16 protein-coding genes and 3 tRNA genes are annotated in these 20,855 nt (G+C 48.3%); 13 read left to right on the top strand and 6 right to left on the bottom strand.

Going from position 1 to position 20,855, the window contains the following annotated elements; genetic code table 11:
• Nucleotides 1–60: 60 nt before the first annotated feature.
• Nucleotides 61–1,110 carry an RluA family pseudouridine synthase gene (locus tag AC56AD_RS09070; RefSeq protein ID WP_012508517.1) on the bottom strand — a complete coding sequence of 350 codons (1,050 nt, stop codon included), beginning with the start codon at nt 1,108–1,110 and terminating at the stop codon, nt 61–63.
• Nucleotides 1,111–1,180: 70 nt separating this feature from the next.
• Between AC56AD_RS09070 and lpdA the strand changes: the two genes are divergently transcribed.
• The 4 genes from lpdA to bchH all read left to right on the top strand — a co-directional run bounded on the left by lpdA (nt 1,181) and on the right by bchH (nt 9,810).
• On the top strand, nt 1,181–2,605 hold the full coding sequence (lpdA, locus tag AC56AD_RS09065) for a dihydrolipoyl dehydrogenase (RefSeq protein ID WP_012508516.1): 1,425 nt from the start codon (nt 1,181–1,183) through the stop codon (nt 2,603–2,605).
• Nucleotides 2,606–2,735: 130 nt separating this feature from the next.
• Entirely contained in the window at nt 2,736–3,911 is a 1,176-nt protein-coding gene (gene bchI, locus AC56AD_RS09060) for a magnesium chelatase ATPase subunit I (RefSeq protein ID WP_012508515.1), read from the top strand.
• Complete coding sequence (bchD, locus tag AC56AD_RS09055) at nt 3,911–5,767, top strand: magnesium chelatase ATPase subunit D (protein ID WP_012508514.1); 1,857 nt, start codon at nt 3,911–3,913, stop codon at nt 5,765–5,767. The genes bchI and bchD overlap by 1 nt, the downstream gene beginning before the upstream one ends.
• A gap of 200 nt (nt 5,768–5,967) precedes the next feature.
• Nucleotides 5,968–9,810: a magnesium chelatase subunit H gene (bchH, locus tag AC56AD_RS09050; RefSeq protein ID WP_012508513.1), complete on the top strand. Its 3,843-nt coding sequence runs from the start codon at nt 5,968–5,970 to the stop codon at nt 9,808–9,810.
• Nucleotides 9,811–9,966: 156 nt separating this feature from the next.
• On the opposite strand, the gene AC56AD_RS09045 is transcribed toward bchH, so the two are convergent.
• The 4 genes from AC56AD_RS09045 to guaB all read right to left on the bottom strand — a co-directional run bounded on the left by AC56AD_RS09045 (nt 9,967) and on the right by guaB (nt 13,065).
• Nucleotides 9,967–10,491: a hypothetical protein gene (locus AC56AD_RS09045; protein ID WP_150085643.1), complete on the bottom strand. Its 525-nt coding sequence runs from the start codon at nt 10,489–10,491 to the stop codon at nt 9,967–9,969.
• A 340-nt stretch (nt 10,492–10,831) separates the two neighbouring features.
• Complete coding sequence (locus tag AC56AD_RS09040; protein WP_012508511.1) at nt 10,832–11,092, bottom strand: Txe/YoeB family addiction module toxin; 261 nt, start codon at nt 11,090–11,092, stop codon at nt 10,832–10,834.
• Nucleotides 11,092–11,310, bottom strand: coding sequence for a hypothetical protein (locus AC56AD_RS09035; RefSeq protein ID WP_012508510.1), 219 nt, complete (start codon nt 11,308–11,310; stop codon nt 11,092–11,094). Before AC56AD_RS09035 ends, AC56AD_RS09040 begins: the two co-directional genes overlap by 1 nt.
• Before the next feature lie 261 nt (nt 11,311–11,571).
• Nucleotides 11,572–13,065: an IMP dehydrogenase gene (gene guaB / locus AC56AD_RS09030; protein WP_041526802.1), complete on the bottom strand. Its 1,494-nt coding sequence runs from the start codon at nt 13,063–13,065 to the stop codon at nt 11,572–11,574.
• 218 nt (nt 13,066–13,283) lie between these two features.
• Between guaB and AC56AD_RS09025 the strand changes: the two genes are divergently transcribed.
• The 8 genes from AC56AD_RS09025 (at nt 13,284) to lepB (ending at nt 18,780) form a co-directional block, all read left to right on the top strand.
• Nucleotides 13,284–13,374 (top strand) — tRNA-Ser (locus AC56AD_RS09025).
• Between the two features lie 89 nt (nt 13,375–13,463).
• Nucleotides 13,464–13,546 (top strand) — tRNA-Ser (locus tag AC56AD_RS09020).
• 12 nt (nt 13,547–13,558) lie between these two features.
• Nucleotides 13,559–13,648, top strand: a tRNA-Ser gene (locus tag AC56AD_RS09015).
• Nucleotides 13,649–13,727: 79 nt separating this feature from the next.
• A complete protein-coding gene (locus AC56AD_RS09010; RefSeq protein WP_012508508.1) occupies nt 13,728–14,156 on the top strand; it encodes a response regulator in 429 nt (142 codons plus the stop codon).
• A 314-nt stretch (nt 14,157–14,470) separates the two neighbouring features.
• Nucleotides 14,471–15,037 (top strand): peptide deformylase, encoded by a 567-nt coding sequence (gene def / locus AC56AD_RS09005; RefSeq protein ID WP_012508507.1) that lies wholly within the window; start codon nt 14,471–14,473, stop codon nt 15,035–15,037.
• The gene (gene fmt, locus AC56AD_RS09000; RefSeq protein WP_012508506.1) at nt 15,034–15,993 is read left to right on the top strand and encodes a methionyl-tRNA formyltransferase; all 960 of its coding nucleotides are present in this window, start codon (nt 15,034–15,036) and stop codon (nt 15,991–15,993) included. The genes def and fmt overlap by 4 nt, the downstream gene beginning before the upstream one ends.
• Before the next feature lie 81 nt (nt 15,994–16,074).
• The gene (gene lepA, locus AC56AD_RS08995; RefSeq protein WP_012508505.1) at nt 16,075–17,892 is read left to right on the top strand and encodes a translation elongation factor 4; all 1,818 of its coding nucleotides are present in this window, start codon (nt 16,075–16,077) and stop codon (nt 17,890–17,892) included.
• A gap of 57 nt (nt 17,893–17,949) precedes the next feature.
• On the top strand, nt 17,950–18,780 hold the full coding sequence (lepB, locus tag AC56AD_RS08990; protein WP_012508504.1) for a signal peptidase I: 831 nt from the start codon (nt 17,950–17,952) through the stop codon (nt 18,778–18,780).
• On the opposite strand, the gene AC56AD_RS08985 is transcribed toward lepB, so the two are convergent.
• Nucleotides 18,774–19,202, bottom strand: a complete 429-nt coding sequence (locus tag AC56AD_RS08985) for a hypothetical protein (protein ID WP_012508503.1) — start codon at nt 19,200–19,202, stop codon at nt 18,774–18,776. The genes lepB and AC56AD_RS08985 overlap by 7 nt on opposite strands.
• A 129-nt stretch (nt 19,203–19,331) precedes the next feature.
• Here AC56AD_RS08985 and trpE point away from each other — a divergent pair, with 129 nt between their 5' ends.
• Nucleotides 19,332–20,828, top strand: a complete 1,497-nt coding sequence (gene trpE / locus AC56AD_RS08980) for an anthranilate synthase component I (RefSeq protein ID WP_012508502.1) — start codon at nt 19,332–19,334, stop codon at nt 20,826–20,828.
• The last annotated feature ends 27 nt before the right edge of the window (nt 20,829–20,855 follow it).

Below are 20,855 nucleotides of genomic sequence, written 5' to 3'. Positions count from 1 at the left end.
AAGTATTCAAGAGAAATATCTCTTGCCAGTTATTCATCATATCCTCATGGTTTGATCTTCTTAACAAGAGGGATGAAGAAGTGTTGAGCGGATTTTATCCAGCGCATGCTGCATATCTTCCGGCATGGGCGCCGTGAAGGAGAGTGGTTCATGGCTTATTGGCTGATGAAAAGAGAGCGTTTCGGCATGTAAAGCTTGACGCGGTAGTAGTTCGAGGAGGTTTTTAACGAAACTTTCACTTTTACTGAAAGGGAGTGTGCGCAAGATGGTTCCGCCATAGGTAACATCTCCGAGAATCTGATGACCAAGGTGCTGCAAGTGAGCCCTGATCTGGTGGGTTCGTCCTGTATGCAGCCTAAGCGAAAGCAGCGAAAACCATTGGAGATTTTCCATTACGGAATAATCGGTGATCGCAGTTTTTCCATACTCTCCTTCAAAAGGAAAGTTTGCCATCACTTTTCGGTCTTTTTTTGAGCGTCCGATATTGGTTGTTATGGTGCCTGCTGCTGGATCGGGAACTCCCCATACGATGGCCTTGTAGACTTTTATCACTTTTCTCTCAGCGAACTGGCGGGCAAGACGATGCAGCGCAATCGGATTTTTGGCAACAATGATAAGTCCCGAGGTGTTTTTGTCGAGCCGATGTACGATTCCTGGTCGTAGCTCAGCTTGGTCAAGCTCCTCTGCATCCATGCCAATGTGGTGCAGAATAGCGTTTGCCAGTGTTCCTGTCCAGTTCCCGAATGCAGGATGGACTACCATACCAGCTTTTTTGTTGACGACCATCAGATCACAATCCTCGTATATGATCTCAATGGGTATATTTTCCGCTGTGAGCTCCGGTGCTGGTGGCCGCAGAAAAGTCATCTCAATAACATCGCATGATTTAATGCGATAATTCGATTTTACCCTATTTTCATTGACCAGCACACGACCCTCTTCAATAGCTTCCTGTACCTTGTTGCGTGTTGCGTTTTCAACCTGCTGTGTCAGGTATTGGTCAATACGCATCGGGATTTGTACCCGACTTACCTGCAAGGTGAGTTTTTTGGGCTCAAGAGGTGGTTCACCTCGTTGTTCCGATTCGTTTTTTTGTGGCTGATTTTGCATTTTGCGATACTTGAACACTACGGGTGATAAACTACGGGGTCAGTATAACAAAACCACACCATATCTTTTTATGCATTCCATGCAACAGTTGCCTGAAGGGCCCGGTCGTAACGTTGATGTTGCCGTTATCGGTTCAGGACCAGGAGGTTATGAAGCTGCGCTTCGAGCGGCAAAGGCCGGAATGAAGGTATGCCTCATTGAGAAAGGCGCATTGGGTGGTGTGTGCGTGAACTGGGGTTGTATTCCAACAAAAGCTCTTTTGCGGAGCGCAGAGGTGTTCGATCTTTTTAAAAAAGCTGGTTCCTACGGTCTCAAGGTTCAAGCCTCTGGAATTGACCTTGCCGAAGCGGTTAAACGCAGCCGCAGTGTGGTACAGAAACTGTCGAAAGGGATCGCTTTTATTCTGCGTCGGGCGCAGGTTGAGGTGATCCAGGGGGAGGCGTTGTTCAGCGGTGTACACACACTTGATATTTTTCGCGATGGGGTGTGTGTTGAAACCGTTCAGTCAAACCATATCATTATTGCATCAGGAGCGCGCTCGCGACAACTTCCTGGGTTGGAGCCGGATGGCAGGCACATTATCACCAGCAGGGAAGCGTTGGCCATGAAGTCAGTTCCTTCATCCATGATGGTATTGGGAGGTGGTGCTATTGGTGTTGAAATGGCCTGGTTTTATGCGATGGCTGGTACTACTGTTACACTTGTAGAAATGATGCCACGTCTCTTGCCATTTGAAGATGGGGAGATTTCGGAAGCTCTGAAGCGCTCGTTTGAGAAGGCAGGGATCAGGGTGGTCACCGGAGCGAAGCTGGAAGGTGTTGTTGTATCAGAAGATCGGGTGAACGGACTTCTTGTTGTTGATGGAGAAGAGTCGCAACCGATAAGTGCAGAGTTGTTGCTGGTCGCTGTCGGAGTGACCGGTAATTGTGACGGACTTGGTCTGGAACATGCTGGCGTGGAGAGGTCACGGGGTTTCATTGTGACGGATGCTGCCTGCAGGACGTCAGTCAGCAATATTTTTGCTATAGGAGATGTGCGTGGAGGGATGCTGCTTGCCCACAAGGCGTCGGCTGAAGCTGCCATTGCTGTTGATTCAATAGCAGGAAAGGCTCCCCATCTGCTTGATGAGAGCATGATTCCGCGATGTGTTTACGCAGAACCATCGGTTGCAAGTGTCGGACTGAGTGAGGAGCAGGCTATTGAGCAGGGTTACATGGTAATGGTTGGACGCTCCCTCTTTGCTGCATCAGGCAAGGCGAATGCCTATGGTAATCTTGAGGGAGTGGTGAAGCTGCTCTTTAACGCTGTAGATGGTCGTTTGCTTGGAGCGCATGTTTTGGGACATGGAGCGGTTGAGTTGATTGGAGAGATCACGCTGGCACGTCGGCTTGAGGTCACTGCCGAACTGCTTGCCAGCACGGTTCATGCCCATCCGACCCTTTCGGAAACAATTAAAGAGGCAGCAGAAAATGCTCTGCAGGAGCGACGTTTTTGAAAACCATTTTCTATTGTCTTTCTAAAAGCATAAATTCAGTTTCATTTATTTAGCTCATAAAACAGTAAACCTTTTCCAGTGAATGATTTCAATGTTCACGGCGAAACAGGTATCAACTAAAAGATCAACTATGACTCAGACTGAAACGGCTGCGAAAAAAACTGCTGCAAAGAAGCCTGCTGCGGTAAAGGCTAAGGCGAGTTCAACGGTCACAACTACTCCTGAACTCAAAAAAGCAGTTAAGCCTGCTGCAAAAAAGAAGTCTGGACAAGCCTTTCCTTTTACAGCAATTGTCGGTCAGGAGGAAATGAAGCTCAGTCTGATCCTCAATATCATTGACCCGAGAATCGGAGGTGTGCTCGTCATGGGACACAGGGGTACCGGAAAAAGTACCACGGTCAGAGCGCTTGCTGAAGTGCTTCCACTGATTGAACGGGTTGAGGGTGATACATACAATCGTACCGTCGATCAATATGTTGAAGGTGAGGAGGCAAAAAAGGGCCATAAGGCTATTGATCCGTCATCGCTCAAAATCGAAAAAATTCCTGTACCAGTTGTAGATCTTCCGCTTGGTGCTACAGAAGACCGTGTCTGCGGTACCATTGATATTGAGCAAGCGCTTACCAGCGGCGTAAAAGCATTTGAACCAGGCCTGCTTGCCCAGGCGAATCGCGGATTTCTCTATATTGATGAGGTCAACCTGCTTGATGACCATCTTGTTGACGTGCTGCTTGATGTTGCTGCGAGTGGTCAAAACGTGGTTGAACGTGAAGGTATCAGTATTCGCCATCCAGCCCGTTTTGTGCTTGTTGGTTCCGGTAACCCGGAAGAGGGCGAACTTCGTCCCCAGCTTCTTGACCGTTTTGGTCTGCATGCCCGTATCATTACGATTCTTGATATTGCAAAACGAGTCGATATTGTCAAGCGCCGTCGTGATTTTGATGAAGATCCGGATGCATTTATGAAAAAGTACGGTCGTGACCAGCAGAAGCTCCAGAAAAAGATTCAGACAGCCAAAGAGCTGCTTTCGTCAGTGACCATGGATGACAGTGTGCTTACCGATATTGCAAAGCTCTGTATGAACCTTGGTATTGATGGTCACCGTGGTGAACTTACCATTACCCGTACCGCTTTTGCCCATGCAGCATTCCTTGGTGAAACAGTAGTGACCATGAAGCATGTCAAGGATATCGCAGGCCTCTGTCTGCGTCACCGTCTGCGCAAGGATCCTCTTGAGACCCTTGATGCCGGTGAAAAAATTGATCGTGAACTCGCTAAAATCCTCGGAGAAGCGGAAGCAGTATAATGATAGCTTTTACCGATATCGTAGGGATGGATCTGGCCAAGCAGGCGCTCATGCTGCTGGCCGTTGATTCTGAACTTGGCGGTGTTGTTATTCCTTCGGCCGTGGGGTCGGGAAAGTCGACGCTCGCCAGGGCATTTGCTGATATTCTTCCCGAAGGGACACCCTTCGTGGAACTTCCTCTAAACGTAACTGAAGATCGTTTGATCGGTGGCGTTGATCTGGAGGCAACCCTTGCAACAGGAGTGCGCGTTGTCCAGCATGGTGTGCTCTCGAAGGCACATGGCGGGGTGCTCTATGTCGACTCCATCAGCCTTCTCGACAGTTCGGCGGTATCGCACATCATGGATGCCATTTCGCGCGGCGAAGTTCTTGTCGAGCGCGAAGGCCTCAGTGAGGTGCATCCAGCAAAGTTTATGCTGGTGGGCACCTATGATCCTACTGATGGCGAAGTTCGCATGGGACTTCTCGACCGCATCGGAATTATTGTACCCTTTACGGCACAGAATGATTATCGGGCGCGCAAGAAAATTGTCAATATCGTACTTGGCAAGAGGGATGAGGAAGATACCCGTGACGAGTTGAAGATGCTTGCCGGTTTTATCCAGGCTGCCCGTGAACAACTGCCGCATGTTTCGATAACAGATGAGCAGATTCGGGCGCTTATCCAGACTGCCATCAGCTTGGGGGTTGAGGGAAACCGTGTTGATATTTTCACCGTTCGTGCTGCAATAGCCGCAGCCGCTCTCGCACAGCGCAGCGATGTTGAGGAGGAAGATATGAAACAGGCCATCAAGCTGGTGCTCATTCCTCGTGCGACCCGTATGCCTGAACGTGAAGCGGAATCCAACGAAGCGCCTCCCGAAGAGGAACCGCCTCCACAGGAAGAGCCGGAATCTGAAGATGAAGAGGCCCAGGCGGACACACCGGATGCGGAAGCTGAAGAGGAGCAGAAAGAGACTCCCGACATGATCGAGGAGCTGATGATGGATGCTATTGAGATGGAGTTGCCTGATAATATTCTCAACATCTCTCTGGCATCAAAAAAGAAAACTACTACCGGCAGCCGTGGCGAAGCGCTCAACAACAAGCGTGGCCGTTTTGTACGGGCTCAGCCCGGTGAGATGCGCACCAATAAAGTTGCGCTTATTCCGACACTTATTTCCGCAGCGCCCTGGCAGGAGACCCGGAGGCGTGACAGCAAGATGGCAGGGCGGTCTAAAACAGCCTTGCTTATTACCAAGGATGATGTGAAGATCAAGCGCTTCCGAGACAAGTCAGGAACGCTCTTTATCTTCATGGTCGATGCCTCAGGCTCCATGGCATTGAACCGTATGCGCCAGGCAAAGGGTGCTGTAGCCAGTCTTTTGCAGAATGCCTATGTGCATCGCGACCAGGTTGCCCTGATATCGTTTCGCGGAAAGCAGGCTCAGGTGTTGCTTCCTCCCTCACAGAGTGTTGACCGTGCAAAACGGGAGCTTGATGTTCTTCCTACAGGTGGTGGAACACCTCTCGCCTCTGCACTCTATCTTGGCTGGGAGACGGCCAAACAGGCGCGTACCAAAGGTATTTCACAGATCATGTTTGTGCTGATTACTGATGGACGTGGAAATATCGGGCTGCAGGCTACCTTTGATCCACTTGCGGAAAAAGCTTCCAAAGAGGCGCTTGAAAAGGAGATTGAAGCCCTTTCGCTCTCTATCCAGGCCGATGGTGTTGCATCTATTGTTATTGATACCCAGATGAACTATCTATCGCGGGGCGAAGCGCCCAAGCTTGCCCAGAAGCTCGGGGGACGTTATTTTTACCTGCCGAATGCCAAAGCAGAACAGATCGTTGAGGCTGCATTGAGCTTTTAATTCCCAAAGACCTTTCTGCCTTATTTTGCGGAAAGGTCTTTTTGTGGAATAATTACCTTCCTTTACTTACATTAGGGGTACAGTTGGAACCCAAATATATACGTTTTCGATATATATGCGGGACTTGTTTTGTATATTAGCCATATATATTGGCTTTGTTATGTACAATGACACTCTAATGTCTATCTACTCCTAACATCATGTCTAATCGCCGTAAAATTGTTGCTATTGTTGGTCTTGAGCAGTATAACGCTGGTCTCTGGAAAAAGATCAAGGGGCTTCTTTCCAGCGAAGCCGAATTAACCCAGTTGAGTGATGTTGATCTTGAAAAAAAGCATCCTGAAGCGGCCAGGGCAATTCAGGAGGCGGACTGTGTTTTCATGAGCATGATCAATTTCAAGGAGCAGATCGACTGGTTCAAGAAACAGCTTGATCAATCGAGTAACGAAAAGACCATCTTTATTTTTGAGTCCATGCCTGAAGCGATGGCATTGACCAAGGTAGGGAATTATTCGGTAGGAGATGGAAAGGCTGGCATGCCGGATATGGTTAAAAAAGTGGCGAAAATGCTGGTGAAGGGTCGTGATGAGGATGCCCTCTATGGTTATATGAAGCTCATGAAGATCATGCGCACCATTCTTCCCCTTGTGCCAAGCAAAGCCAAGGATTTCAAGAACTGGCTGATGGTTTACTCCTACTGGATGCAGCCGACAGCAGAGAATATCGCCAATATGTTCCGGCTTATTCTGCGGGAATATTTTAACGAAAAGGTTACTGTCGGGGCGATTGTTGATGTTCCGAATATGGGGATTTATCATCCTGATGCACCAGCCTATTTTACGGATGTCAAGAGCTATAAAAACTGGTTAAAAAAGCGTGGGATCAATATTGACAAGGGCCAGAAAATTGGTCTTTTATTTTTTCGTAAACACCTGCTGCAGGAAAAAACCTATATCGATAACACGATTCGCGTGCTCGAAAAACGGGGTATTCATCTGTTCCCATCCTTTGTGATGGGTGTGGAGGGACATGTTCTGGTGCGGGACTGGCTTGTCAAGGAAAATATCGATCTTCTGGTTAATATGATGGGTTTTGGCCTCGTAGGAGGCCCTGCCGGATCGACTAAGCCTGGCACGGCTGCTGAGGCGCGTCACGAAATCATGACAAAACTTGACGTCCCCTACATTGTTGCTCAGCCACTTCTGACCCAGGGATTTGAATCCTGGAAAGAGCTTGGTGTCTCTCCCATGCAGATGACCTTTACCTACGCCATTCCTGAGATGGATGGTGCGATCTGTCCGGTTATTCTTGGAGCATTGCAGGATGGCAAAATAGAGACGGTTCCTGAGCGCATTGACCGGCTTGCTGGCGTTGTCAGTCAGTGGCTTCGCTTGCGTGCAACGGCCAACAGGGATAAAAAAGTTGCGTTTATTGTCTACGATTATCCTCCCGGCCTCGGCAAAAAAGCCAGTGCGGCGCTGCTTGATGTTCCCAGAACGCTTTTGGCCGCCTTGCAACGGTTGAAAAAAGAGGGCTACAATGTTGGCCAGCTTCCCGAAACGGCTGATGCGCTCTTTACAGCCCTTGATCAGGCAACCGATCACCAGATTAAACAGCATCAGCCGGATGCCCTGAAAGTTAATTATGAGACTTTCAAAACGCTGACCTCCTCAAGGGAGCGCGAACGTATTGAGGAGCGGTGGCAGAAATTTCCTGGAGAAATTGTGCCGATCGGTGAAAACGATGTTTTTATCGGAGGCATACGGTTTGGCAATATTTTTGTCGGTGTTCAGCCACGAATTGGTGTGCAGGGCGATCCCATGCGCTTGCTTTTCGACAAGGCCAATACACCGCACCATCAGTATATCGCATTCTATCGCTGGATAAGCCGGGAGTTTCAGGCTCACGCCATGGTTCATGTAGGAATGCATGGATCGGTCGAGTGGATGCCGGGACTTCAGACAGGTCTTACCGGCGATTGTTGGCCGGATGCTCTTCTTGGAGAGGTTCCGCATATCTACATCTATCCGGTGAACAATCCCAGTGAATCCACCATTGCCAAGCGGCGCGGATTGGCTACCATGGTTTCCCATGTTGTACCACCGCTCTCTCGTGCCGGCCTCTACAAGGAGCTTCCTGCATTGAAAGAGTTGCTTGTCGATTTCCGGGAGAGAAATTTTTCAGCTTCAGCCTCAGCTTCTCCGAGTGGGGAGGTCGATGCTTCTGGTTTTGAAGAGGCCATTATGCAGAAAGCTGAACTGCTCAATCTGACCGATGATTGTCCCCGTCGTGAGAGCGAAGGGTTCACTGATTATGTCAGCAGGCTCTATATCTATATCAGCGAACTTGAAAACCGGCTGATTTCCAACTCCCTTCATGTTTTCGGTGAGGCGAGTCCTCTTGAAGCGCAGATCATCACCGTCACGGAAACCCTTAAAAACCGGGATGAAGAGGCAAAAACTCTGCCGACTCTTCTTATGAGCGCTTCGGGGAAGAATGGACACTTCAGCAGCTATGCTGAATTGACCAGTCGCTCAAGAAAGGGAGACGAAGAGGCTATCCGCCTGCGTGAGTGGGTCGATACGGCGTGCCGTGATTTTGTCCAGCAGGTGTTGTTTGACCGTAAAAATGCAGCAGGAGCCTTTTCTTCGATAACAGGAGGATCGCGCATTCCGGCTGATTATATCCCCTTTGTTGAACAGTTGATGAGGGAGGGCTCAATGCTCCTTGTTGCGCTTCGCGACAATACCGGTGAGCTTGATTCCCTGATGAAGGTACTCAATGGCCGTTATATCTCTTCCGGTCCAGGAGGTGACCTGGTGCGGGACGGTATCAATGTACTTCCTTCGGGTCGCAATATTCACTCTATCGATCCATGGAGAATTCCCTCGGTACTTGCTTTCAAGCGGGGGACGCTGATTGCTGACAGTATTGTTAAAAAGCATCTTGAGGAAAATGGTGGAGAGTATCCTGAAACCATCGCCCAGGTGCTCTGGGGTCTCGACACCATTAAAACCAAGGGTGAAGCCGTAGCCGTTGTGATCAGGTTGCTCGGGGGGGAGCCATCCTATGATGCTTTTGGTAAAATCAGTCACTACAGTTTGGTGCCGCTTGACAGGCTCCGCCGTCCACGGATTGATGTGCTCATGCAGCTCAGCCCGATTTTCCGTGATGCTTTCGGCCTTCTCATGGATCAGCTCGACCGACTTGTCAAGGATGCAGCCAAAGCTGATGAGCCTGTGGAGATGAACTATGTTAAAAAACATGTCGATGAGGCGCTTGCCTCTGGTATGGAGTTTGAGACGGCGACCGCCCGCCAGTTTACCCAGGCGCCGGGCGCTTATGGTACCTATGTTGATGATATGATTGAGGACTCGGCATGGGAATCAGAAAATGATCTTGATGACCTCTTTATCCGTCGCAACAGTAGTGCTTACGGTGGAGGCAGGAAAGGGGAGAATGAGTCGGCTATTCTGCAGAAATTGCTCGGTTCGGTTGACCGGGTTGTGCACCAGGTTGACTCTACCGAATTTGGTATCTCCGATATCGATCATTACTTCTCTTCTTCCGGTTCCCTGCAGCTTGCCGCTCGCCGCCGCAATACGAAACCAGGTGATGTCAAGCTCAACTACGTAGAATCGTTTACCTCCGACATCAAGGTTGATGATGCTGAAAAATCGCTCCGTATTGAGTACCGTTCAAAACTGCTCAACCCGAAGTGGTTTGAGGGAATGCTCAAGCATGGTCATAGCGGCGCTGGTGAAATCAGCAACCGCGTCACCTACATGCTTGGCTGGGATGCCGTAACCAAGAGCGTTGATGACTGGGTCTACAAAAAAACAGCCGAAACCTATGCGCTCGACCCTGAAATGAGGGAGCGGCTTGCAACGCTTAATCCGCAGGCGATCAAAAACATTGTCGGGCGAATGCTTGAAGCGCATGGTCGTGGCATGTGGAAAGCCGACCAGAACATGATTGATGAGTTGCAGGAGATCTACGCCGATCTCGAGGACCGCCTGGAAGGCCTGACCGACGACGAGTAACTGAATTAGGAATGAGGTTAGGGCGGGCTCATAAATTTAACAACCGGTTTCAGCCGTGGCGGTGATTATTGTTTGCCGATCCGCTTCGGCTGCAAGCCAAAGTTAGCCAGACCTTTTTTGTTGGTTGTGGTCGGGGATGTGGTTGCTTGTTCTTGATCAAGTCATGAAGCCCCTCAGTTCATCTTCATTTGGTATGAGCGACTGAAAGGGAGTTAACTTCGACTCACGTACCTCTGCAGCGATTTCTGCATCGGCAAGAAGCGTTCGAACCTCAGCCAATCGGCTTGCAGGTGCAAAGGGGCTGACAACAACTTCAGTGATCAAGGAACCGACATTGATTTCGCGACGAATCCCTTCCGGCAGCGTCGGGGGCGGCGAGTATATAGGTCGATCGTGAGGCCGATTGTCTTTGTCGTAGTGACGATTCATGTTGTCGCCGGTATCGGTCAACCAGATCATGGCTCGAACTTCTCGTTCAAGCGAATACTTTTCCCGTTTGGTGGTCATGAATTGAATGACGTTCCAGCCCGTCAGATGCTTAGTGCCGTATCTGATTAGACCGACCATTACCTTGTCATCCAGCGGATGAAGCACTTGTTTGAGGAGGTCGTATCTCGATACGATTGCAACACCATCTTTTCCATATCGCCTCCACATCATTGCCGTTTCACCGATGTCCAAGTGCCAGCAGTTCACGTAGAACGATTGACGGACTTGGGCCAGATAGCCGATTGCGTGATCGCGCTCTTGGATATCGTTCAGGTCATAAGGGTTGAGGTTCAGGGCGTGTTGAACATACTCAAAGGGAGGCAGCCCCTCGTCTTGGTCTTCGAATTTATCGGAGCGACATAAATAAAGTTGTCTATTCTGGACGAGGTCCCGCAGCTTGCAGAATTCAACGTATCGCCAAACGGGCGACTTTGGATCCGTTGGCTCTTGGTTGTCTATGAAAGTTTCTACTGACATTACTTCACCACACCAACCACACTGAAAGCAATTAACATTGGTTCATTGAACGTTTTTATTCATAATGAGTCCACATGCGATACACCTTAATGATCTTGGCCTCTTCAATAACTTCGTAGACAAGGCGATGTTGTTTGTTAATCCTTCTACTGATCAATCCCTTCATATCACCCTTTAAATATTCAAACTCAGGCGGATATTTGTAGGGATTATCCTTGATAATATTTATTAATTGAAGCACTTTTTTCTTCAAACCACTCGCCCCAAGTTTTTTTGCATCCTTTTGAGCCTGGGTCATGAAGAGTATGGTGTACATCACCACTCCAGTTTATCAAGTGTCACTCCACCTTCTTGAGGCTCTTGTTGGGCATCATGAATGCTTTGAACCATGCCGTTAATGTTTCTGAGATATTCATCATCACTAACATATTCGGATTGTTCAAGTATTTTTATCTCGTTCGTCGAGAAGTGCTCAAGTAACCAGGTGAATTTTTCGTTAACGCTATCATCAATTTTCAGTGTCACGGTTTTCATGGTATTCTCCGATATTGATTGCCGACTACCGTAGCCAGCTGATTTTATCCTGACAGAGGGTTAAGTTCAAGGATCTAAGCTATCGGTTTATAACGATCACTCTAAACCAGCCATGAACAAGCAACAAGTTCCCTTGCTCTATTGATGTATTTTCCGAAAAAGGAATACGGTAAAGGTACAGAAAGTTTCTGTAAAACAAAGAGGGGTGTGCCAGATGGAGAGGCTGGGAGCCTCTCCAAAGATGAAAATTTCTGGCTTTCTCTACATCGAAGTAGAATAATTCGGCGCTTCCTTGGTGATCTTGACATCATGCGGGTGGCTCTCCCTGAGGCCAGCCGAGGTGATGCGTACAAAACGGGTGTTGGTTTTCAGCTCCTCAATGCAGGAGACTCCGCAGTAACCCATCGCCGATTTCAATCCTCCGATAAGCTGGTACACTACCTCATCAAGCAGCCCTTTTGCCGGGATACGACCCTCAATTCCCTCGGGCACATATTTCTTCGACTCACTTGACGCGTCCTGGAAATAGCGGTCGCTGCTTCCATCAGGTTCCGACATGGCTCCGAGAGAACCCATGCCACGATAGGTTTTGAATTTCCTTCCCTCATAGAGAATCGTCTCTCCCGGACTTTCGTCGGTTCCGGCAAAAATACTTCCAATCATGACGGAATCTGCTCCTGCAGCGAGAGCTTTGGCAATATCGCCGCTGTATTTGACGCCACCATCTGCAATGATTGGTGTATTGGTTTTTGCCGCTTCCTCCGCACAGTTGATAATTGCAGTCAACTGAGGCATGCCGACACCGGCCACAATGCGGGTGGTGCAGATACTGCCAGGACCGATACCAACTTTTACGCAGTCGGCGCCAGCTTCGATAAGGTCTCTAACCGCTTCAGACGTAGCAACATTGCCAGCGATGACCTGCAGCTCAGGCCAGGATCCCTTGATGCTCTTGACCATTTCAAGCACAGCCCTGCTGTGACCGTGAGCGGTATCAACCGCAACTACATCGACACCCGCATCAACCAGGGCTCTGACCCTTTCAGGTGTATTGGCACTGATACCAACAGCAGCGCCTACCCTCAAGTGCCCCTGATTGTCTTTGCACGCATTGGGGAACTGTTTCCGTTGCTGAATATCCTTGAAGGTAATCAACCCTTTAAGGTTTCCGTCACTATCGGTAATGAGCAGTTTTTCGATCTTGTTGGAAAGCAGAATTTCTTCGGCTTTTTGAAGATCAACATCCTCACGAGCGGTAATGAGGTTCTTGCTGGTCATGATGTTTCTGATTTTTGCATCGGGCTCCGGTTTGATGCGAAGATCCCTGTTGGTGACGATGCCTTTAAGTTTTCTGTCTGAGCTGCCTTCACATTCCGGGCGTGCGATGACCGGGATGCCTGAAATGGAGTGGCGAAGCATGAGATCAAGTGCATCCTGCATTGTGGCATCTTCATACAGGGTAAACGGATTACGGATGATACCGCTTTCATATCGTTTAACTTTGGCGACTTCACGTGCCTGCGTCTCAATAGTCAGGTTCTTGTGGATAATACCGATACCACCAGCACGAGCCAGGGCAATAGCAAGCCCCGATTCTGTCACTGTGTCCATTGCTGCACTTACCAGCGGTATCTTAAGTGTAATAGTCTTGGTGAGTCGGCTTTCAGTTGTTGTTTCCTTTGGAAGAATACAGGAGTAAGCCGGGATAAGAAGAACATCGTCAAACGTCAGTGCTTCATAGAGAATCTTCTTCATGGGCATGGGCAGGATTAAGGGATTGCTGCAAAATCAATTTTGCCAATTTACAAAAAGTGAGCAAAGAATGACAATGTTAATCACTATTAACAACCCTGTGATAAACAGGCGGTAAGGAGGAGCAAGGTTGATAACGCAATGGGTTAAAAAGCCCATCAGAAAGAGAATAGTTTTGAAAATTAAAAATAGAATGTAAATTACAGGCCATTTATTATCGGGGAGAGGTCGCATAGTTGGTCTAGTGCGCTCGCCTGGAAAGCGGGTAGGGTGTTACAGCCCTCGAGGGTTCGAATCCCTCCCTCTCCGCCAGGAAAATTGCTGAATAATTTGTAAACCTTTTTTTTTGAAAGTTTTCGAAAGGATTTACTATCTTCAGTCCTGTTCTTTTCGCAGATAATGGAGGATTTGCCTAATTGGTAAGGCAGCAGTCTTGAAAACTGCCGGGTTCACGCCCATGGGGGTTCGAGTCCCTCATCCTCCGCAGCATCACCCTGGAGAGGTGGCCGAGCGGCTGAAGGCACCGGTTTGCTAAACCGACATAGTTCTTATAGGGCTATCGAGGGTTCGAATCCCTCCCTCTCCGCATCAAACCCCGCTTAAGCGGGGTTTGTGCATTTTGCTATCTGACTTCCGTTGCGGGACGGCACTGAAATTGGGACACTATGAAGAATCTTTCTGACATCGTGGTGCTTTTTGTTGATGATGAAGCTGATATTCTCAGTTCTTTAAACCGTTTTCTTCGTAAAGAGCCTTACCAGAAATTCTTCGCAGAAACCACAGTAAAAGCTCTTGAGTTGCTTGAATGCCATGATGTTGCTATTGTTATTTCAGATTTCAATATGCCGGACATGAACGGCCTGGAACTCATAAACCTGGTCAAACAGCGTCATCCTGAAATTGTTCCCCTTATTATTTCCGGTCATGAAAGTGTTGGGAAGATTATAGAATCCTCTCATCCCCGCACTATTTTTCGTTTCATCACAAAACCGGTTGAACCGATAACGTTAAGAAAGGTTATCAATGACGCTATTCACTTCTACCGTTATGAGGCCGGAGAGAATACAGAGTCCCTGCTGACAAAAACTGTGTGAGGTATTTTAGGGACTCAGTTTGTGGGTGTAAGGCAGCAGAGCATTCCATGCCGGAGGTGGTGGGGGTGAGCAGTGGCTTCAAAACGGATAAAAATTGAGAATCTGTGCGGAAGAGCCTTATTTTATGGTGCTCGTCACTTATATTCATAGCGATGTTCGAGGCTGAATTTGCAGGTTCTTCATGGAGGTTCACTCTCCATAAGTGGTCTGCTTAACAGCTTGTTCCCATAAAACAGATTAAATATGATGGGCAGGAGAGTGCTTCTCTGTTTTGGTTTACAGAGTATTGATGCCCTTTTAACATTAAAGACAGTATGATTTTACCGATCAATATCTATAGTGACGATATTCTTCGATTGAAAGCAAAGCCACTGAAGGGCGTTGACAGTGCAATTGAAGAGCTGATAGCCTCCATGTTCGAGTCAATGCGTAATGCTTCGGGTATTGGTTTGGCTGCGCCCCAGGTCGGGCGGTCGATTCGATTGCTGGTGCTTGACGTCTCATGTGTGAGCAAGTGTGAGCATGAAAAACCGATGGTGGTGATTAATCCTCATATTCTTTCGGTCAGGGGCCACAATGATATGGAAGAGGGCTGCCTGAGTGTTCCTGGTGTTCAGGGCTATGTTGTCCGCCCGGCGGCGATTACTCTGAAATATCGTGACGAGCATTTTGCAGAGCGGACTGGTGAGTTTTCCGGTATGGTTGCCAGAGTGATTCAGCATGAGATTGATCATCTTGACGGGACTCTTTTTGTCGACAGGATGGAGAAACGAGATCGTAAAAAGATCCAGAAAGAGCTTACTGCTTTGGCTTCAGGAATTGTTGATACAGAGTACCCTGTTGTTGAACGTGAAGTTGTTCCGATAGCAAAACCCACATGAGTATTATGACGCGGATTATTTTTATGGGGACGCCGGAATTTGCTGTTCCCTCGTTGCAGGCTCTTGCGGCTGAGAAGGACACGTTTGAGATTGTGCTTGTTGTTACCGGATCGGACAAGCCGCGCCGCAGCAAACATGCTGATGCGGAGCCCTCTCCGGTCAAAGTGGCCGCTCGGGCTCTTGCGCTTCCGGTTTATGAGGTTGATGATGTCACCCATCCGGATTTTGCGGATACGGTTGCCTCATGCAAGGCAGATGTCATTGTTGTGGCCGCTTTTCGCATTCTGCCTCCTGCGATCTATGAGCAGGCCGCTCTCGGTGCCTTTAACCTTCACGCCTCACTGCTCCCGGCATATCGGGGTGCTGCGCCCATCAATTGGTCCATAATCAGGGGAGAGCGCGAAACCGGTGTTACGACATTCTTTTTGCAGCAGCGTGTCGATACGGGCAATATTATTTTGCAGGAAAGAACGCCAATAGCGCCCAATGAAAATGCGACCGATCTTGCCAGCCGCCTCGCCTTGATTGGCGCGCAAGTTGTTGTTGATACCGTGCATCTGATTGCTTCCCGCAGTGTAGTGGTATCAGGCCAGGATGAAGCACTCGCTTCAAGAGCGCCCAAGCTCACTCGTGACAATACGCGCATTTGCTGGTCGCAGCCTGTTGCAGATATGCATAATTTTATCAGGGGTCTTGCCCTGAAGCCTGCGGCATGGACTACCTTCAAGGGTAAAACCATGAAGATATTCCGGGCCGTTCCGGCAGAGCTCTCACTTGAAACCCTCTGCACAGCATCTCCTGGCACGCTTTATGTCGATCAGGGGAGGCTCTGTGCAAAAGGCTCCGATGGCTGGATTGAGCTGCTCTCGCTGCAGCTTGAAGGGCGCAAGCCAATGGAGGCTGCTGAATTTCTCAGAGGTTTTCGCCCCGATGCCGGGCCATTGCTTCTCCAGTAGTGAGTCGGGAGATGTCACAATCGTATTAATTGATTATATTGGCTCACCTTGAATTTATAACCAGCATCAAACGCTTATTTTATGGCATTGTCCAGTACAGAAGTCAACCGTATCAGGAACTTCTGCATCATCGCACATATCGATCACGGAAAATCAACCCTTGCTGACCGTCTGCTGGAAATAACGCATACGCTTGACCGCACCCAGATGGCTTCTGCACAGGTGCTTGATGATATGGATCTGGAGCGTGAGCGTGGTATAACCATAAAAAGTCATGCCATCCAGATGAAATACAGGGCCTCCGATGGCCTTGAGTATACTCTGAACCTTATTGACACCCCGGGGCATGTTGATTTCAGCTATGAGGTATCACGTTCTCTTGCTGCCTGCGAAGGCGCTCTTCTTATTGTTGATGCCACTCAGGGAGTAGAGGCCCAGACCATTGCCAACCTCTATCTCGCCCTTGATGCCGGCCTTGATATTATTCCGGTTATCAATAAAATTGATCTCCCCTCATCTGATGTTGAGGGTGTGGCTCGTCAGGTTATGGATCTGATTGGGATTAAACGCGAGGAAATTCTCCAGGTATCGGCCAAAGCCGGTATCGGGGTGCCAGAACTTATTGAGGCGATTGTCCAGCGTATCCCGGCCCCTGCCGATAACAATCACCTGCCGTTGCGGGCGTTGATTTTTGACTCGGTTTTTGATTCCTATCGTGGCGCGGTTATCTATCTCCGTATTGTTGAGGGATCGCTCAAAAAGGGTGACAGAGTAAAATTTTTTGCGAGCAACAAGATCTTTTTTGCTGAAGAGATTGGCACCATGAGTATGAAACGGCAGCCGAAATCTTTGCTTGAATCCGGAGATGTCGGCTATTTGATCTGCTCCATCAAGGATGTCAAGGATGCCAAGGTTGGCGATACGGTCACGCTTGCCGACAATCCTGCACACGAGCGTCTTTCGGGTTACAAGGAGGTCAAGCCGATGGTCTTCAGCGGTCTCTATCCGATTAACTCGAACGAATTTGAGGATCTTCGCGAGTCGCTCGAAAAACTTGCCCTGAATGACGCATCGCTGCTCTATACGCCTGAAACCTCCGTTGCCCTCGGTTTCGGGTTCAGATGCGGATTTCTTGGCTTGCTCCATATGGAGATCATTCAGGAACGTCTCGAGCGAGAGTATGGGGTCAATATCATTACCACAGTTCCCAACGTTGAGTACCGGGTTGTCATGACCAACGGTGAGGTTGTCATTGTTGACAATCCCTCCAAGATGCCCGATACCGGACGCATAAACCTCGTTGAAGAGCCCTATGTAACCATGCAGATCATTACACTTGCCGACTATATCGGCAATATCATGAAGCTTGGCATGGAGCGTCGCGGCGAGTACAAGAACACCGATTATCTCGACACGACAAGAGTGATCATGCATTTTGAGTTTCCGCTTGCCGAAATTGTTTTTGATTTTCATGATCGCCTTAAATCAATTTCGAAAGGCTATGCCTCGATGGATTACGAGTACATTGGCTACCGTGATTCTGATTTGGTCAAGCTTGATGTGTTGCTGAACGGCGAAACGGTCGATGCGCTCTCGATCGTTGTCCATCGTTCTAAAGCCTATGACTGGGGAAAGAAGCTTTGCCTGAAACTGAAAGGGATTATTCCCAAACAGATGTATGAAGTTGCCATACAGGCGGCAATCGGCAGCAAGGTGATATCGCGCGAAACCATATCGGCGATGCGCAAAAATGTTCTGGCCAAGTGTTATGGTGGCGACATCAGCCGAAAGCGCAAGCTTCTTGAAAAACAGAAAGAGGGCAAAAAGAGGATGAAACAGGTTGGGAGGGTAGAGGTTCCTCAGGAGGCTTTCCTTGCCTTGCTCAATATTGACGAATAGACAAGAGAGTTTATCTGGTGGATAGAATTTTCATTAATAGTCAAAACGATCTGATCATTGAATACTCAGAAAGGTAAGCCGGAAAAAAAACATTCACGGGAGTGGTTTGAAGCTCTGGTTATTGCTGCGATATTTGCGACCGTTCTTCGTGTTTTTGTTGTTGAATCTTACCGTATTCCAACGGGCTCCATGGAGAATACGCTGCTTGCAGGGGATTTTCTTTTTGTGAACAAATATGTCTATGGGCCAAAAGTGCCCTTTACCGATATACGGCTTCCTGGAGTTGACAAGGTGGAACGAGGCGATATTATTGTTTTCAAGTTTCCCAAAGATCGTTCACTGAACTATATCAAGCGATGTGTTGCCATCAGTGGTGATACCCTTGAGATTCATGACCAGCAACTTTCGATCAACAGAAAACCGGTTCCTCTTCCGGAACATGGACAGTTTATCGGAGTCAAGGCTCCTGCAGGAGAGGGTGATTATATGATTTTTCCACAGTCATCAACCTTCAACAAGGATAACTACGGCCCGATACGCATTCCCCGCAAGGGAGATGTCGTGCAACTGACAGCGGCAACCTATCCGCTTTACAGTTCGCTTGTTGCCGATGAAGGACATGATGTGAGTCTGCAGGGCAGGGAGGTCTTTGTTGACGGTTCTCCAGCTCAGAAGTATACCGTTCAGGACAACTACTATTTTGCAATGGGTGATAATCGCGACAATAGTCTCGACAGTCGTTTCTGGGGCTTTTTATCGGAAAAGGATCTTGTCGGTCAGGCGTTGGTGGTTTATTGGTCATGGGACCCGGATCTTTCATTGCTTACAGATCCCATCGGTAAAGTTAGCTCAATACGATGGACGCGTCCAGGGTTGCTCATTCATTGAATGAGATGCTCGGCAGCAAGAATTTTATCGCAGAGCATTTTCGTTGATGACAATCGTTTTTTGCGGCTGAAAAGAAGTTTTTCAACCTCCGGGGACTCTATTTCGAGTTTTTTGATGGTAATCGGATGATTGGTGATTTGCCGTTTTTTTCCGGTTTGAATGATGGGGGTGAATTCAATCTGATTGAGTGTGATCGAGTCGAGCACCAGGCCGGATTTCAGTGATTTGATGCTGATCTGCAAGGTGTTGCCGCTTGCCTGGTTTACCGCTTGTGAAAGGTTCTTTTTGAAATCAGCATTCAGGTAGATATTGGTGGAAAGATAGATCAGAAAATATGCCGCAGGGAAAAGCATACCGGGAGAGAGCATGAGAGCTTTCAGCCAGTTGATAACGAATATTTTTTCAGGAAATCGGCACACCATTGTAACTACCCGGTTTTGTCCGCTTCCGTAGTGTTATTATCGGACTTTCCTTTACGATACAAAATATTTTTCTTTATTGCACAGTACAGCTAACAAGGTAAACAATAACCAATTCAGCTCACTGCTTTTATGCCAGAAAATCAAAGGCATGCTCCCTATTGTCTCAAGCCGCTGTTCAAGGAGGTTCATGCCGACACCGAGACGCCGGTTTCAGTTTATCTGAAACTGCAGCGCCCTTTTTCATGCCTTCTTGAATCGGTAGAGGGTGAAGAGCTTCTTGCCCGCTTTTCCTATATAGCTATTGACCCGGTCGCTATCCTCAGAGGTTTTGTGGATGGTCCAACGGATATTGAGATTCTTGATGAAAAATTCAGTGCTCTCCGTGAAATTGGTCGTTCAGAGACAAATCTACGCCTGCAGATTGATCACCTGCTTGCCGCGTTTGAAACCAGAGAGATACCAAGAAAAAAGAATGGTACACCCCAAATGATTACCTCGGGTGTTTTTGGCTATTTCGGTTATGATGCCATGCACCTTGTTGAAAAGATTCCAATGCCAGAGCGTCCGGATCCGGCAGGGTTGCCCGATATTTTTCTGCTTTTCTGTGATACACTTGTGGTTTTTGATAATATTATGCGCAAGGTCTTCATTGTCTCCAACTACCTTGACGAGATTGACAAACCTCTCGCATTGCAGAAAATAGAGCTGATCGCTGAACAGATGTTCCGACCACTTCGGCGTGAAGAGATAACCTTTGGGGCTGAGCGGCCGGAACCAGTACTCTCCAATACGACAAGAGATGAGTACCTGCAGAAGGTAGGGAAAGCGAAAGAGTACATTGTGGCAGGAGATATTTTTCAGGTACAGATTTCACAGCGTCTCCGTCGTCCTCTCCATACCCGCTCTTTTGATGTTTACCGGATGCTGAGAACCATCAATCCCTCTCCATATCTCTATTACTTTGATATGGAGGAGTTCAAAATTGTCGGTTCATCGCCCGAATTGCTGGTAAAGGTTGAGCGCGACAGCTATGGCCGTCGTATCGTCGATACCCGTCCTATTGCAGGCACAAGACACCGGGGCAGTACATTTGAAGAGGATGAACGCAACGCCCGTGAACTGCTGGCCGATGAAAAAGAGCTTGCGGAGCATTTGATGCTCATCGATTTGAGCCGGAACGATATCGGCAGAATTGCTAAAATCGGTACAGTCGAGACCAATGAGATGATGGTTATTGAAAAATATTCGCATGTCATGCATATTGTCAGTAACGTTCGTGGAGAGCTTCGTGATGAACTTGGCGCTATGGATGCTTTCTGGTCCTGTTTTCCGGCAGGTACTCTTACAGGCGCACCCAAGGTTCGTGCCATGGAGATCATTTATGAACTCGAAAAGGAAAAACGGGGTCTGTATGGTGGCGCAGTCGGATTTCTTGATTTCAAGGGTAATCTCACGACGGCGATTGCTATCCGGACAATGGTGGTTGAAGACAATACCATCTATTTTCAGGCGGCTGGCGGGATTGTCGCCGATTCAAAACCCGAATCCGAATATGAAGAGACTATGAATAAAATGAAGGCAGGTTTAACCGCTGTTGAACATATCGAAGCTTTATCAGAACCATAAAACAGAACCATAACAAAAAAACCTTAC

Source organism: Pelodictyon clathratiforme (assembly GCF_982375515.1).
Note: the sequence above shows the minus strand (reverse complement) of the source record. Positions and strands in the feature narration are given on the sequence as shown.